Origin of the sequence: Embleya sp. AB8 (genome assembly GCF_049739465.1) — a bacterium.
Lineage (GTDB): Bacteria > Actinomycetota > Actinomycetes > Streptomycetales > Streptomycetaceae > Embleya.
The window spans coordinates 1-16,411 of record NZ_JBMHHY010000027.1 but is presented as its reverse complement, the minus strand read 5'-3'; the positions used below and the strand labels follow the sequence as shown (position 1 = coordinate 16,411).

Here is a 16,411-nt window from a genome sequence, read left to right as displayed (position 1 = left end):
CGCCCCTGATCGCGCCCCCTGTCGAGGAGAAGTCCCGATGACCACGAACGAAGAGAAGCTCGTCGACTACCTCAAGTGGGTGACCAACGATCTGCACCAGACCCGCCGCCGGCTTCAGGAGGTCGAGGCCAAGGCGGCCGACCGGGGTCGGGAGCCGATCGCGATCGTCGCGATGAGCTGCCGCTACCCGGGCGGTGTCCGTACGCCCGAGGACCTGTGGCGGCTGGTCGCCGAGGGCACCGACGCGATCGGCGGGTTCCCGACCGATCGAGGGTGGCGGGTCGAGGAGTTGTACGACCCCGATCCGGACCGGCTCGGCGGCTCGTACACCAGGGACGGCGGATTCCTGCACGACGCCCACCACTTCGACCCCGAGTTCTTCGGGATCGGCCCGCGTGAGGCGATCGCCACCGACCCGCAACATCGGCTGCTCCTGGAAACCGCGTGGGAGACCTTCGAGCGGGCCGGGATCGAGCCGACCTCGCTGCGCGGCAGCCGGACCGGGGTGTTCGCCGGGGTGATGTACAGCGACTACGGCTCGCGGCTTCAGGCGCACGCCGCCGAGGAGTTCGAGGGCTATATCGGCAACGGCAGTGCGGGCAGCATCGCTTCGGGTCGGTTGTCCTACACGTTCGGCCTCGAAGGCCCTGCGGTGACCATCGACACGGCCTGCTCGTCGTCCCTGGTGGCGATCCATCTCGCGGCCCACGCGCTGCGTCAGGGCGAGTGCACGCTCGCCCTGGCCGGCGGGGTCACCGTGCTGGCCGGTCCGGGTCTGTTCGTCGAGTTCAGCCGGCAACGCGGGCTCGCGCCCGACGGCCGGTGCAAGTCGTTCGCCGCGGCGGCGGACGGCGCCGGATTCGCGGAGGGCGCGGGGCTGTTGCTGCTGGAGCGGCTGTCCGACGCGGAACGCAACGGGCATCCGGTACTCGCCGTGCTGCGTGGCTCGGCGGTCAACCAGGACGGCGCCAGCAACGGCCTGACCGCCCCCAACGGCCCGTCCCAGCAGCGGGTGATCAGACAGGCACTCGCCGGCGCCGGGCTAACGGCCGATCAGGTCGACGCGGTCGAGGCGCACGGGACCGGGACCACACTCGGCGACCCGATCGAGGCCCAGGCCCTGCTGGCCACCTACGGACAGGAACGACCCGGCCGACGGCCGCTCTACCTGGGCTCGTTGAAGTCCAACATCGGCCACACCCAGGCCGCCGCCGGGGTGGCGGGCGTGATCAAGATGGTCCTGGCCATGCGGCACGGCGTACTACCCAAGACGCTGCACGTGGACGAACCGTCCCCGCACGTCGACTGGACGACGGGTGCGGTCGAGTTGCTCACCGACGCCCGGCCGTGGCCGGAGACCGACCACCCCCGGCGGGCGGGCATCTCGTCGTTCGGGATCAGCGGTACGAACGCCCATCTGATCATCGAGGCACCGCCCGCTGCCGGAGCCGACGAGCCGGACGCCGGAACGGACAGCGGGACGGACGCGGCAACGGACAACGGGACGGACGCCGAAACGGACGCCGTCCCGCATGCCGTCCCGTGGTTGCTCTCCGCGCGCACCCCACAGGCGCTCCGCGACCAGGCGCAGCGCCTACGCGCCCACATCGAGGCGCGTCCCGGACTGGACCCGGCTGCGGTCGCGCATACCCTGGCCACCCGGCGAACCGTGTTCGACCACCGCGCGGCGGTGATCGCGGACCGGCACGAGGACTTCCTGGCGGGGCTCGCCGCGCTGGCCCGGGGCGATGTCGGCACCACCGCGATCCGGCATCACCACACGCCCGCCGCCGGTCGGGTGGCCTTCATGTACACCGGCCAGGGCAGCCAGCGTGCCGGGATGGGCGCCCAACTGCGCTCGGCCCACCCGGTGTTCGCCGAGGCTTTCGACGCGGCCTGCGCCCGGTTGGATCCGCACCTGGAGAAGCCGCTACGCGAGGTGATCGACCACCATCCCGACCTGCTCAACCAGACCCGCTACACCCAACCCGCACTCTTCGCCCTGCAAACCGCGCTACACCACCTGCTGGCCCACCACGGCATCACACCGGACTACCTGATCGGCCACTCCATCGGCGAAGTCACCGCCGCACACCTGGCCGGCGTACTCTCCCTCCCCGACGCCGCAACCCTGGTCACCGCCCGCGCCCGACTCATGCAGACCGCCCCCACCGGCGGCACGATGATCGCCATCGGCAGCGCGCCCGAGGAACTCGCCGAACTCCTCGCCGGACACCCGGACTCGGTGTCGATCGCAGCCCACAACGCGCCGCGCGCGACGGTGATCTCCGGCGACCGGGAAGTATGCCGAGCAATCGCCGAGCAGGCCCGCGCGGCCGGTCACAAGACCAAGGAACTCACCGTCAGCCACGCCTTCCACTCACCCCACATGGACCCCATCCTCGACGAGTTCCACACCATCGCCGCATCACTCACCTACCACGCACCACACACCCCACTCATCTCCAACACCACCGGCACCATCGCCACCACCGAACAACTCACCGACCCCGCCTACTGGACCGACCACATCCGAGGCACCGTCCACTTCCACGACGGCATCACCACACTCCACCACGAAAACGTGACCACCTACCTGGAGTTGGGCCCCGACACCACGCTCACCACGCTCGCCCAGGAGACGGTCCACCACCTCCGTCGCGACGAACCCCGCGACCGGGGTGGGGCCGTATTCATTCCGCTGCTGCGCGGCCACCGGCCCCAGGTCCGGAGCGTGGCCACGGCGTTGGCCACGGCACACCTGCACGGGGTGTCCGTCGACTGGGCGTCGGTGCTCACCGGTCCGAGCGGCGCACCGCCCGTGGTGGACCTGCCCACCTACGCCTACCAGCGGCAGCGGTTGTGGCTGGACGTACCCGAAGAGGCGGCCACTGGCCGGGAGTTCGGCGGTACGGCGGAGGCGCCGGCCGAGGCGCGGTTCTGGGCGGCGATCGAGGACGGCGATCTCGCCGGCTTGGCCGATGCGCTGCACGTGGTGAACGAGGACGCGCAGTCCGCACTGCGAGCGGTACTCCCGGCGCTGAGTGCCTGGCGTCGGCAGCGCGGTTGGTGGCATCGGGTGGTCTGGCAGCCACTCCCCGAGCCGTCGGGCGCAGTGCCGTCGGGCCCATGGCTCGTGGTGGCTCCGGCGGAACACCCGGCCGCCGCCGAAGTGTTCGCGGCACTGCGGCGGCACGGCGCGCAGCCCGTCCGGGTGGACCTCCCGGCGGACCTCGACGCGCTGCCGGACCTGCTGACGAGTCATCACCACCCGGCCGGCGTACTGGTGTTGGCGCCCGCCGCGGCGGAGCCGCTCGCCCGGATCCTGGCAGCAAGCCGGATCGCGACGCCGCTGTGGCTGGTGACGAGTGGCGCGCTCGCCGTACGGGCCGACGATCCGTCCACGCAACCGGAAAGCGCGCTCGCGTGGGGCGCGGCCCGTACGGCGACCGGGCCCGAGGACCGCACCGCCGTCCGCCTGATCGACCTGCCCGAACTCCCGGACGAGCGAGCCACGGCCCGGCTGCCCGGCGTACTCGCGGACATCAGCACCGCCGAGGACCAGGTGGCGATCCGGGCCACCGGCGGATACGTCCGCCGCCTGGTCCGCGCCGCCCGTCACGAAGCCGCCGACGTCGACCGGAAGATGCCCGGCACCACGCTGATCACCGAGGGCACCACGTCCCTCGGCGCCCAGACCGCCCGCCTGCTGGCCCGGCGCGGCGCCGACCACCTCCTGCTCACCGAGAGCACGCCGACCGACACCACGGCCCTGGCAACGGAACTGACCGATCTGGGCGCCCTGGTGACAGTGGCGGTCTGCGACCCGTCCGACGCGACCGCCACGGCGCGGCTCCTCGCCCGGGTCCCCGCCGAGCTTCCCTTGAACGCAGTGATCCACACGACGCCCGGCGCGCCCCTGGCCGCCGCGAACCTCTCCCGGGCGACCGAGCACCTACACCTCTCGGCCTTCGTGCTCTTCTCGTCCCTGTCCGGCCTGCTCGGCACCGCGACCGACCCGGCCGCCGCCGGTGCCCATGCCTACCTCGAAGCACTCGCCCGGTCCCGCCGGCAGCGCGGGTTGCCCGCCGGCGTGGTGGCGTGGGGTCCGTGGGAGTCGACCGACGCGAGGGCGGTCGAGGTCGACGGGGTACGGCCGGTGGCGGTGCAGCCCGCATTGGCGGCCCTGTTCGACACGCTCCCCCAGGACGACGTATGCGTGGCGGTCGCCGACGTCGCATGGGATCGGCTGGCCGCTCGCTTCCCGGCGGCGGGAGCGCTGATCCGCGACCTGATCCCGGCCGAGGCCACCCAGACGCCGCCGGCGACCGGTGAGCAGTCGGTCGAGCTGCGACAGCGGATAGCGGCGGCTTCGGACAACGCCGAACGAGAGGCGATCCTGCTGGACATCGTGCTCGACCACGCGGCGGCACTGCTCGGGCACGCGTCCGGCGCAGCGATCGACGCCGACGAGAACTTCGTCGCGCTGGGCTTCTCCTCGTTCACCGCCCTGGAGTTGCGCAACCTGCTGAGCACGACGATCGGCGTGGAACTGGACACGGTCGCCGTATTCGACAACCCAACCCCAACCGCCCTCGCCCACTTCCTACACACCGAAATCACCGACCCGGACCCGGAACCCGCCGCGGTATGAGCCAACCAACACCGGACCGCAGCCCGCCCACCCGATCCGCACCCAACTCGCACTACGGCAAGTCACTTTCAGCCCGTCCGGCGTTTGAGGACACCCCAACGCAACCGACACCCAACCGCAGCCCGTCCACCCGATCCGCACCCAACCCGCACGACGGCAGTCAAATCCAGCCCGTCCGGCGTTTGAGGACAACCCGGCCAGGCCGCCGACACGACACCGCAGCCAATTCCAGCCCGTCCGGCGTTTGAGGACACCGCAACCCAACCAGCACCCAACCGCAGCCCACCCACCCCACCGCGCCCACCTCGCTCAACCCGCCCGCACCGGCCCAGCCGCATGCACCGGCGCAGCCGCATGCACCCGAAGGCCGCCCATCGTCAGTTCGAGCAGGCGGTCCGTCTGACCCGCGTCGCTGGGCGCCTGTTCGATCGCCCACGCGATCCCGTTGGCGATCTTGAGCAGGTCCGAGATGTCCGCGTCCTTGCGTACCGTGCCCGCCCGCTGGGCGCGCAACAGCAGTGCGGCGCCCGCCGAACGCATTCGGGTGTGACACGACGACGCGGTGGACTCCTGCTCCAGCATGGTCGCCATCAACGACGCGGCGAGCCCCCGGTAGGTGGTCGCGTACGCGATCACCGAGCGCAGCCACGTGGCCAGCGCCTCCTCGGGTACCGGCGCGCCGAGCAACGCCTGTGCCTCGGCGCACAGTCCTTCGACGCCGTCGTGGAAGACCGCCTCCAGGAGCGCGTGTCGGGTCGGGAAGTTGCGGTAGAGCGTGCCGGGGCTGACTCCGGCGCGGCGCACGATGTCGTCCAGGGGTGCGTCCGGTCCGTGTTCGGAAAAGGCTTCGCCGGCCGCGACGATCAGCCGTTCGTAGTTGCGCCGGGCATCCGCGCGCATCGCACGTGCCGGGGGCTGCTCAGTCGTCATCGCCGATCCCCTGGTTACACGGTTGCCGAAATCCTGGAAACGGAACGTCCAGGGTACGCCGGGCCGAACGGCCTTTGCACACGGTACCCGGCGCTCGGCCCGGCGGGTCCCGGCGCAGGCCGGCGGGCGCGCTTTTCGGCCGATTGTCGAGTCCCAAAAGCGGGATTAGCGCGAGCAAAGAACGGCTTAAGCCGACAACCGCACGCTCGAACCGACCGCCGCGTGGTACCGGCTCGGCCGGGCGCCTTCGGTGCGGTCGATCGGCTCCCCGCCCGTACCGCCCGCCGTTGCCGGGCCGCCGACAGGAATGGCGATCCATGACCGGAATCGATTCCGACCAGAAGCAGAGCCCGCTCGAAAGACGGAGTACGCTGCCGTCCCTCACCGGTATGCGGTTCTTCGCCGCATTCCTTGTCTTCCTCGCGCACGCCTCGGATCAGCGCTTCTTCCGGGATGCCGGGTTCAGCGCCGACTTCAATGACGTGGTGCGCGGTTCCGGTTATGTCGGGGTGGCGTTCTTCTTCGTACTCAGCGGTTTCGTATTGACCTGGTCGGCCCGGGCCGGCGACACCGCGCGGGCGTTCTGGCGCCGTCGGGCGGCGAAGGTCTATCCGAATACCGTGGTCGCGGTGCTGCTCGCCGCGCTGTTGGTGACCACCACGGATCAGGCGCTCAAGACCCGGGTGTTGGTGCCGAACCTGCTGTTGATCCAGTCCTGGATTCCCGACCTCGAGGTCTTCCTCGGGGTGAACCCGCCGACCTGGTCGCTGGCCTGCGAGTTGTTCTTCTATCTCTGCTTCCCGCTGCTCCTGGTCGGCATCAAGCGCATCCCGGGCCGCTATCTGTGGCCGACGGCGGCGGCCGTGGTGGCGCTGGTCGCGGTGTTGCCGCTGGTGGCCCGGCTGATCCAGGGCGGGGTGATGTTCCCGCCGCCGGTGTCGGTGTCGTTCCCGCGGTTCTGGTTCGTGTACGCGTTCCCGCCGGTGCGGATGCTGGAGTTCGTGCTTGGCATGCTGATGGCGCGGATCGTGCTGACCGGCCGGTGGATCCCGCTGGGTCGACTGCCCGCGCTGGTGATCGCGATCGGCGCGTTCGTCGGGCTCAAGCATGCGCCTACGCTGTTCGCGATCGTTGCGGTCATGGTGGTGCCGATCGCGCTGCTGATCGCCTCGGTGGCCGCTGCGGATGTACGCGGGGCCCGCTCGTGGCTGGGCAGCACGTTCGTGGTCCGGCTCGGTGAGATCTCGTTCGCGTTCTACCTGCTGCATCAGCTCGTACTGTCCTACGGGCATCGCTGGTTGGGCCTGCATCGCACCTGGAGTACGCCGGCGGCCTTCGCGGTGTTGGCCGGCCTGCTCCTGGTCGCCCTGGTGCTGAGCGCGGTGTTGCACACGCTGGTCGAGCAGCCCGCGATGGCGCGGCTGGCCCGCCCGCGTCGGCGTCCGGAGGCGGTCGGCCCGCCGGCGGACCCGCGCCTCGAACGGGCCGGCGAGGTACGCGAGGACCGTACGGCGGCGCCCGCCGCGAACGCGGCGCCCGCTCGGGGCGAGCCGTCCACCGTTGACTGACCCTGCGTCACTTCCGCCCCACATCCACCGCCGTCGGCGGGATCGATCGCTCGCCCTCCTCGTTCGTTCGTCGCCCCGTGCGGGCAACGGGCGACCGGGGAGGGCGTTTTGTGTTTCCGTCCGGTTTCCCGCGGGTGTCCGCCATTCGGTCCGCCGATGGCGCCGGCGCCGGTTTTCAGACAAGATCTGCACTCGGTGACCGTTCACGACCTGTTGGGTAACGGCCCTTGTGGTGCCCGGGTAGTGCGTCGTCCCGGGTGCGCGGGTCGGCCCGGATGTCGGGCTCGCCCGGGCCCGGCGCAGCAGGCCGAGCCGTTGGTCATCGGCCGAATATCGTGCCCGGGGTGGACCGCGCGGCTAAACGGAGAGAGTGTCGGGTTAGCCTGATCCCGCACTCGAACCGTGCGGAACAGGCCCGCCCAGGGCCCACAGCCGAGGATGTTGACAGCACTCGAGGGGTCATCGTGATGTGCTTCATTCGACACCGCTCCAGCTCAGCGATCCAGGTAGGCACCGGCTCCGACCGCTTCTGTCCGGAGCGCTGTCCGCGCTCGTAGGGCCATTCGTTCGCGTCCGCATCCGCCGGAGTCGCCCATACCCGCCCGCCCTGGCGGCCGGCGACACCCCGCGGGGCAGCGGATCGCGGTATTTCGACGTCGCATTCGTCCACACCCGGGTCGGGTGTGTTCGAACGTGCGGCCGTGCGCGACGTCGGCGAGGTCGGCAAATCCTTCCCGGAGCCAGGTGCCGGGGTAATCGGTGTGTGCGGGGGAATGGAGTTGTGCCGTGCTGCACGGGGATCGGGTCGGATTGGTGGAACGTGGGCGCGAGTTGGCGATATTCGGTGAGTTGCTGACCGCCTGCCGGGCGCGTCGGGGCCGATTGTTGGTGGTGGAGGGTGCGGCCGGGGCAGGGAAATCGGCACTTCTGCTCGGCCTGCGCGAGGAGGCCGCGGCGGGTGGATTCCGAATTCTCCAGGCCCGGGGTTCGCGGTTCGAGGAGGGTTTTCCGTTCGGGATCGTGCGCCAATTGTTCGAGCCTTTCCTGGCCGCCGCGTCGGCGGAGCAGCGCGCGGCGATCTGGTCGGGTGCGGCGGAATTGTCGGCGCCGCTGTTCGATTACGCCGGCGGCCTGTTGTCGCCGGGTGCCGCCGACGACGGCGAAGGGGCGGGTCGGCGGCAGGCGTTGTTCCATGGGCTGTATTGGTTGTGTGTGAATGTCGCCGAGCGCGAGCCGTTGCTGGTCGTGGTCGACGATGTGCAATGGGGCGACGAGGCGTCGTTGCGCTTCCTGCACTATCTGGCCACCCGGCTGGACGAGTTGCCGGTGGTGGTGGCGGTGGCCACCGAGTCGGTGCGCTGGGGGGCGCAGGCGGACGTGGTGCGCGCGATGTCGTCCTCGCCGCTGACCCGGGTGATGCGCGCGGAGCCGCTGACCGAGACCGGTGTACGCGAGTTGGTGGTGCGTGTGGTGGGCGCCGATCAGGGCACCGGGTTCGCCCGGTTGTGCCACGAGGCCACCGGTGGGAATCCGTTCTTCCTGCGCGAGTTGCTGGGTGAGTTGCAGGCGGACGGGGTGGTGCCGACCGGGCGGCCGGCGACGCCGGCGGCGGCCGGTGCGGCGAAGGCGGCCGAGCCGGCGGCGCCCGCCGAGGGCGATCCGGTCCGGGCGTTGTCCCGGGTCGGCGACGGGCGGTGTGTGTCGGTGCCGGTGGACGCGCGGCGCGGCGCGGTGGAGGCGATGTCGTTCGGCCGGGCGGTCGAGGCGCGGAGTGTGCGGGCCGCCGAGTCGGGGTTCGGCGGCTCGGACCGGCCGCCCGGCACGCTGGTCGAGGTGGGTTCGGCGGCGCGTACCGAGGGGGGTGGCGCCGGCGCGCACGGCGCGTCGTTCGTGGCCCGGGTCGGCGCGGCCTTCCCGCCGGCTCGGCCGGGCGGCGCCGCGTCGGCCTTCGCGGGGCCGGCCGCGGACGAGGTGTGCGCCGCGATCGACCCGCTGCGGCCGGGCCGTGCCGCGGGCGGTCGGGACGAGGCCGGTGGCGCGCCGGTGCGCTGCGGGGACGTGGTGGCGCGGGTGTCCCGGTTGGCGCCGGGCAGTGTCTCGCGCAGTGTGGTGCGCCGGTTGCGGTTGTCCCCGGGGCCGGTGGCGGTGTTCGCCGAGGCGATGGCGGTGCTCGGGCTGAGCGCGGATCCGGTGTTGGTGGGCCAGGTGGCCGGGTTGAGCCGGGCCGAGGCGACCGAGGCGGTCGGCGTACTGGTCGAACTGGGCATGGTGCAGGCCGGTTCGCCGCTGCGCTTCGTCCAGCCGATCGTGCGCGAGACGTTGTACCGGGACCTGCCGCCGCGGCTGCGGCACCGCACCCATGTACGCGCCGCCAAGGCGCTCACCGGCGGCGCGGGCACCCTCCGGGGCGAGGCGGCCGGCGAGGCCGCGGACCATCTGATGGAGGTGCCGCCGGCCGGTGACGCCTGGGTGGCCGAGGTGCTCGCGGTGGCCGGGCGCAGCGCCCTCGCGCACGGCGATCCGGGTACGGCGGTGCGCTATCTGCGTCGCGCGCTGCACGAGCCGGCGCCGGCCGGGGCGGTGCCGGCGCTGTCCGCGGCCCTGGGCCGGGCCGAGTTGCGCGCGCGGGGCGGGCAGGCCTGCCGGCGGCTGGCGCTGGCGCTGGACGCCGCGCCCGGCCCGGAGGCCCGGGCCCGGGTGGGTGTCGATCTGGCCGCGGCGCTCGTGGCGGCGTGCCGGCACGACGAGGCGCTCACCCTGCTTCAGGAGTTGCGCGAGGAACTCGCCGCGGAGTTGCCGACGGACGGTTCGGATCCGGCCGGCGAGGGTTTCCTGCGGGTGTGCATGGCGTTGACGGTGATCGCCCAACTGATGCCCGCCACCCGGCATGTCGCCGCGCGCGAGCTGGCCGGGCTGGCCGAGTGGGCGGGTGAGCACCAGTGCGACGACTCGGCCACCAATCCGGTGCCGACCACCCGGTGGGGGCCCGATTGTGTGTGCGCCGACATCCGTCGGGTGTTGACCTCGGCGGATACCGTGCTGGCGTTGAGCGACGGTACGCCCGCGCAGCAGGTGGTCGATCGGGTGCAACACGCGCTCGACCGGGGCTGCTTCGCGTACGGCCGGTTGGTCACCGGGCCGGACGGCGAGTTGCATCCCATCCTGATGCTGGCCGCCGTATTGGCCCACTGCGGCCGGTTGACCGAGGCCGACACGCTGCTCACCCGGATCCTGGCCGACGCCCGCGACCAGAATCTCACGCTGGCCGCGGATGCCGCGCGGGCCACTCGGGCGTGGGTGCGGTTGCAGCGCGGCATGTCGACCGAGGCCGAGGCCGACGCGCGCACGGCGTTGCGGGTGATCCATCCGGACGCCGCGGCGGATGCGCCGCCGCCCCCGGGCAGCGTGTTGTGCCTGGCCACCGCCGCGTTGGCGGCGACGCTGGCGGTGCGGGGCGATCTGCCGGGCGCGGCGGCGTTGTTGGCGCACGCGCCGGACCTGGACACCCCGCAGACGTTGACCCTGTTGCCGCTGTTGGTGATTCGGGGTCAGGTGCGGTTGGCCCAGGGGCAGTCGGAGAACGCGTTGGACGACATCCTGCACGCCAGGGCGCAGTTCCACCGCTGGACGGCGCCGACCCCGGCGGCGTTCCTGCCCACGATCGACGCGGTCGCCGCGCTGGTCCGGCTCGGGCGCACCGACGAGGCCCGGGCGTTGGCGTCGGCCCAACTGCCCGCCGGGCGGGCGTTCGGCGCGCCGCGCACCATCGCCGGCGCGCTGCGGGCGAGCGCGTCGACCGCGCGCGACACCGAGCGGGTCGCGCTTCTGGAGGAGGCTCTGCAGTACGTCCGGACCACCCCGGCGGTGCTCGATCACGCGTCGACCCTGATCGAGCTGGGCGTCGCGCATCGCCTCAACGACCAGCGCATGCAGGCTCGTTGCCGGTTGCGCGAGGCGATCGACCTGGCCGAGGGTTGCGGGGCGACCGCGCTGGTCAAGCGGGCCCAGGAGGAGTTGGACGCGATCACCACGCGGACGCGGACGGGTCGCCCGCGGCGGACCGGGCAGAGCGGGTTGACCCCGCAGGAGCGCCGGGTCGCCGATCTGGCCGCGAGCGGATACCGCAATCAGGAGATCGCACACACCTTGTTCGTCACCGTCAAGACCGTGGAGTGGCACCTGAGTCAGGTCTACCGCAAGCTCGGCATCAACTCGCGGGCCGAGTTGGCGGACAGCCTGGAGACGGGCGGCACCGAGACCGCCTGACCGGGCCGCGCCTCGTTCCCCGGCGGCCGGGGGTCCCGAAGACCGGGCCCCCGGACCGCCGTTCGGCGTACCGCCGCGCGCCGGGGGCACAGTCCTGCCCGCCGCCGTCGCGTGGGCGCGCACCACCCGGGCCCGCACCGGCCCGACCCGCACCGCCTGCCTGCCACCATCTCCCGGCGTGCCGACCCGACCCGGACCCCGACCCCGCGCCGCCCCGGCCCGATCGCACCCCCTGGGCCGAGAGCTGGGGGCATGCTGGGGTGCCCGGGGGCCCTGACGCCCCACCGGGCGCGACACAATCGTGACGAGAGCTCGCGAGACGCCGCCGGCATCCGTCCGGCAGGTGCCCGAGATCTCGACGGGGCGTCGCCCGATGGCGCGTGGTGCCCCGACCATCCGACGTCGCGCCGAGCGCGGGCCGGGGCGGCGACCCCGTCCCGCCGATCCGTCTCGACCGAAACCACTGGGAGTCGTCATGCGATATTCGATTCTGGGCCCGCTGCACGTCATCGACGAAGCGGGCAACGGGGCCCCGATCGGCGCGCCCAAGATGCGCACGCTGCTGGCGGCGTTGGTGATCCGGGGCAACCAGGTGGTGTCCATAGATCAGTTGATCGACGAGATATGGGGGGAGAATCCGCCGCGCCGGGTGACCGCGGCACTGCATGTGTATGTGTCCCAACTCAGGCGATTGATCGGCCGTCCCGACGATCCCCAAGGCCCGATCGTGACCGTGGCGCCGGGATATCTGTTGCGGATGGCCCCCGACGACCTGGACCTGTGGATTTTCCAGCGACAGGTACAGCAGGGGCGGGCGCATCTGCGGGTGGGCGCACATCGGCAGGCGTCCGAGTCGTTGCGGGCCGCACAGGCGCTGTGGCGGGGGCCGGCGCTGGGTGAGCCGTACGGCCAGGGGCCGCTGATCCGGGGATTCATGACCTGGCTGGAGGAAGCCCGGCTCGAATGCGTCGAGTTGCTGGTCGAGTCGGATCTGAAGCTGGGGTTGCACCGCGAGTTGGTGGGGCCGTTGTACGCGCTGACCACCGAGCATCCGCTGCGCGAGGTGTTCCATCGGCAGTTGATGCTGGCGCTGTACCGCTCCGAGCGGCAGGCGGACGCGCTGCGGGTGTATCAGCAGGCCCGGGAAACGCTCAACGGCGAGTTGGGCCTGGAACCGGGGCGGGCGCTGCGCGAGTTGCAGGTGGCGATCCTGAGCGCGGACGAGCAGTTGCACACCCGGCTGGCCAGTTGAGCCCCGTCCGTCGGCGGCCCGTGCGGGTCGCCGACGGACGGCGGGGTCACTCGGCCGGGTCGGTCGGGTCGGCCACGATCGTGATCGCCTTCTCCGGGCAGGCCCGGGCGCCGCGCAGCGCGGCGGCCCGCCGGGTCGGGTCGACCTCGAACTCGCCCATCTCGTTGAAGCCCTCGTCGGTGACGGTGTACACCTCCGAGGCCAGCGCGCTGCACATGGAATGCCCCATGCAGCCCTCGCCGTTCACGTGCACCCGCATCGTGCTCACCCCTTCGCCGGGCCGAGCACCAGATCGAGGTTGTGCAGACCGCGACCGGGCGAGTAGTGGTGCAGCGGGACAGTGCCCTCGGCGACGCGGTACTGCGGGATGCGCTTGTGCCATTCCTCGACCGCGATACCGATGATCCGGCGGGCCAGGTGCATGCCCAGGCAGCGGTGCGGCCCGGTACCGAAGGCCAGTTGCCGGGTCGCGTTGCGCTCGAAGTCGACCTCGTCGGGGTTCTCGAACGCGTCCGGGTCCAGGCCCGACAGGCCCCAGGACAGCAGTACACGGTCGCCCTTGCGCAGCGTCACGCCGTGCCGTTCGACATCCTGGGTGACCAATCGCCCGGTGGAGGAAACCGGTTCGTGCCGGATGAGTTCCTCGACCACCGCCGGGATCCGCCCGGGGTCCGCGTTGATCAGCTCCTGTACCTCGGGGTGGCGGGCCAAGTAGAGGAAGATCAGGCCCAGTTGCGCGGTGGTGCTGTCCAGGCTGGCCAGCATGGTGACGAACGCGGCGTTGATCATCTCGTCGCGGGTCAACTCGCGGCCGTCGAACCGGCCCTGGACGAGCTGGCTGATCACGTCCCGCCGGCCCTCGACCCCCTCGGCGCGGCGCTGGTCGATCGCCTCGCCGAAGAAGTCCCACAGCGGCTTGTTGGCCAGTCGCAGGTCCTCGTCGGTACGCGCGTTGGGGATGCCCTCGCGGCGCAGCCAGGTCTTGTGGTCGAGCAGCGTACGCAGGTGTTCGCGGCCGATGCCGAAGCTGATCAGGAAGGTCTCGGCGGGCAGTTGGATGCCGAAGTCGGTCAGGAACTCGGCGCGGCCGGCGGCCACGATCGGCTCGATCGCATCCACTGCGGCCTCGCGGATCCGCGGCGCGAAGTGGTTGACCACGCCGGGGTTGAACAAACTGGCCAGCGTCAGCCGCCAATTGCGGTGGTCTTCGCCGTCGAGCTGGATCGGGATCTGCTTGGTCGGGAAGATCTGCCGGTGTGGGATGACCAGTTCGGCGTTGGAGAACAACTCGGGGCTGCGCGCGGCCCATTCGATGTCCTCGTAGCGGGTGAGGATCCAAAAGCCGCCGGCTTCCTCGGAGCGCACGATCGGCGCCGATTCGCGCATCTGCTTCCAGTAGGGGATCGGGTCCTGCTGGAGCCAGGGCTGGTAGAGGCTCCACTGCCGGGTGCGTTCCTCGACGGTGGCCGGTGCCGCGGGTGGCGCCGGGGGCGCCGGGGTCTGGGTGGTGTCGGTCATGTCGTGGGCTCCCTCGTGTCATGGATCGGCCGGCCCGGTGGGCGGCTTCGGCGGGTGTGCGTCGACTCGCGGCGGCCTCGGCCGGCCGTCACCCGGCGGCCGGTGCGGGCTCGGGCGCGGGCGCGGGCGCCGGATCGGGTTCGGCCGCCGGGTCGGGGTCGCCGAACCAGGTGGTCAGCGCGGCGGTGAGGCCCTTGGCCCGGGCGCCCGCCGCGTCGTCGGCCCAGGCGACGAAGCCGTCCGGGCGGACCAGGATCCGCGTCGCGGCCGGGTCCGGGTCGGCGGACCCGGCGGTGACGAGGTCGACCCGGTCGGCCCAGGCGAGGGCCTCGGCGGCGGTGTCGTTGCCGGCATCCGGGCCGCTGCCGAGGTCGAGCAACAGGCCGCGGCCGGTGCGCAGGAATTCCAGCAGGTTGGTCTCCCCCGCGCCGGTGGTGAGTACCACCGCCGGGACTCGGCGGCCGACCAGGGGGTGCGGGTCGAGTTCCGGCTCGGCGTCGGCCGGCGGCGGGTAGCCGACCGCCGTGGTCATCTCCAGGAGGTGTCGGTTGACGCTTTCGATCGCGGTGAGCTCCGCGACCATGTCGCGCAGCGGGGTGATCTCGGCCAGCGGGTGCATCAGCGCCATCTGGGCCCGCGAGTGCAGTGCGACCCGCTCGCCGACCGGGCGGCGTTCGCTCTCGTAGGTGTCGAGCAGGCCCGGTCGGGCGTGGCCGTCGAGCGCGGCGGCCAGCTTCCAGCCCAGGTTCAGCGCGTCGTGCAGACCGGTGTTGACGCCCTGGGTGCCGGAGATGAACAGCACGTGGGCGGCGTCGCCGGCCAGGAACACCCGTCCGTCGCGGTAACGTTCGGCCAGCCGGGTGGGGCCGCCGTAGCGGGCGAGGTAGTGCGTCCTGGCCACGCGCGGCGCCTTGCCGAGCACGCGCCGTACGCTGTCCAGGAGTTCGTCGGTGGTGACGGGGACGTCCGGGCCCGGCGGTCGGGCGCCGAACTCGATGGTCATCAGCCTCAGTCGGCCCGGCTGCAGCGGCAGGGCGCCGAACACGCCCGCCGGGTAGAGGCCGCCGTCGAAGTTGTCGTGCTCCCCTTCCTCGAGCTCCACGTCGCCCAGGACACCGGCGTACTCCTTGCCGGACGCGACGAAGTCGATGCCGGCGAGGCGACGTACGGTGCTGTCCGCGCCGTCGGCGCCGACGAGGTAGGCGGCCCGTACGGTCTCCTCGGCGCCGTCCCCGGCCCGGACCCGCACCTCGACGCCGTCCGCGTCCTGGGTGTAGTCGACGACCGTGCTGCCGCGGCGCAACTGCACACCCAACTCGGCGGCCCGGGCGCGGAGCAGCCGTTCCAGGCGCCATTGCGGGTAGGCGTAGGTGTACTCGGTGGGGCCGACCGAACCGAGGTCGAGCCAGTGGAAGGCGAACGGCGTGCGCGGCCAGGCGAACATCTCGTGCTCCTGGATGCGGTCGGCCAGCCCGCGCTGCTCCAGGATCTCCAGGGTGCGGCCGTGGACGGCCATGCCCGGGGAGAACTCGGGGTCGTCGGTGCGGGGTTCGACCACGACGGGTTCGGCGCCGGCCAGGGCGAGTTCACACCCGAGCAGCAGTCCGGTGGGCCCTCCCCCGGCAATCACGACGGTGCGGCTCATACTCTTCTCCTCCGCGCTGGACATCGACCATCGGCCCAGAGCCTCCGCGCACCCCCTAAGGCAGGGCTTAAGGCCTCCGGGGGCGGCGGGCCTCCTGGCGGTCCTCAAACGCCGGACGGGCTGGATCAGCGTGCCTCGCGCCCGAATCCCCCGAACCGACAGCAACGGCCCGCCACCCGGTCCCTCCGACCGTCCTCAAACGCCGGACGGGCTGATTCCAGCCGCCCTCGGACTCATCGGCCACGAACCACGAACCACCAGGCAAGCGGCAACCCCAGAGCCCAGGACAAGCAACCCGGCCCATCCGGCGCTTGAGAACTCCCAAACGCAGCCCAACGCCCACCCGCAACCACATCGACCTGCCCACGCAACACACCAGACAAGCCGCAACCTCCAAGCCCATGGCAGCCAATCCATCCCGTCCGGCGTTTGAGGACGCCCGAAGGCAACCCAACGCCCAAACGCAGCCACCACCTCGCTGCGCAACCAACTCCAGCCCGTCCGGCGCTTGAGGACACCCGAACGCAACCCAACACCCCACCGCAGCCACCGCCGCCCAGCCAATCCAGCCCGTCCGG

General features: G+C 72.0%; 7 protein-coding genes and 1 pseudogene. 4 read left to right on the top strand and 4 right to left on the bottom strand.

The features are described 5' to 3' along the window. Positions 1-37 precede the first annotated feature (37 nt). Positions 38-4,597: pseudogene (locus ABIA38_RS33970) on the top strand (type I polyketide synthase); the annotation flags it as partial. Between the two features lie 366 nt (positions 4,598-4,963). Here ABIA38_RS33970 and ABIA38_RS33965 read toward each other — a convergent pair. Continuing rightward, a complete protein-coding gene (locus tag ABIA38_RS33965; RefSeq protein WP_424642766.1) occupies positions 4,964-5,584 on the bottom strand; it encodes a TetR/AcrR family transcriptional regulator in 621 nt (206 codons plus the stop codon). A gap of 317 nt (positions 5,585-5,901) precedes the next feature. Between ABIA38_RS33965 and ABIA38_RS33960 the strand changes: the two genes are divergently transcribed. From ABIA38_RS33960 to ABIA38_RS33950, 3 genes are all read left to right on the top strand, one after another. Next, positions 5,902-7,152 (top strand): acyltransferase family protein, encoded by a 1,251-nt coding sequence (locus ABIA38_RS33960; protein ID WP_424642765.1) that lies wholly within the window; start codon positions 5,902-5,904, stop codon positions 7,150-7,152. A 786-nt stretch (positions 7,153-7,938) separates the two neighbouring features. Further along, entirely contained in the window at positions 7,939-11,418 is a 3,480-nt protein-coding gene (locus tag ABIA38_RS33955) for an AAA family ATPase (RefSeq protein WP_424642764.1), read from the top strand. Positions 11,419-11,893: 475 nt separating this feature from the next. After that, positions 11,894-12,670, top strand: a complete 777-nt coding sequence (locus ABIA38_RS33950) for an AfsR/SARP family transcriptional regulator (RefSeq protein ID WP_424642763.1) — start codon at positions 11,894-11,896, stop codon at positions 12,668-12,670. Positions 12,671-12,716: 46 nt separating this feature from the next. Here the strand turns inward: ABIA38_RS33950 and ABIA38_RS33945 are convergent, their stop codons facing one another. The 3 genes from ABIA38_RS33945 to ABIA38_RS33935 form a co-directional block, all read right to left on the bottom strand. After that, on the bottom strand, positions 12,717-12,929 hold the full coding sequence (locus tag ABIA38_RS33945; RefSeq protein ID WP_424642762.1) for a ferredoxin: 213 nt from the start codon (positions 12,927-12,929) through the stop codon (positions 12,717-12,719). A 5-nt stretch (positions 12,930-12,934) separates the two neighbouring features. After that, positions 12,935-14,188, bottom strand: a complete 1,254-nt coding sequence (locus ABIA38_RS33940; RefSeq protein WP_424642761.1) for a cytochrome P450 — start codon at positions 14,186-14,188, stop codon at positions 12,935-12,937. A gap of 88 nt (positions 14,189-14,276) precedes the next feature. Further along, positions 14,277-15,833 (bottom strand): FAD-dependent monooxygenase, encoded by a 1,557-nt coding sequence (locus ABIA38_RS33935; protein ID WP_424642760.1) that lies wholly within the window; start codon positions 15,831-15,833, stop codon positions 14,277-14,279. Between the last annotated feature and the right edge of the window lie 578 nt (positions 15,834-16,411).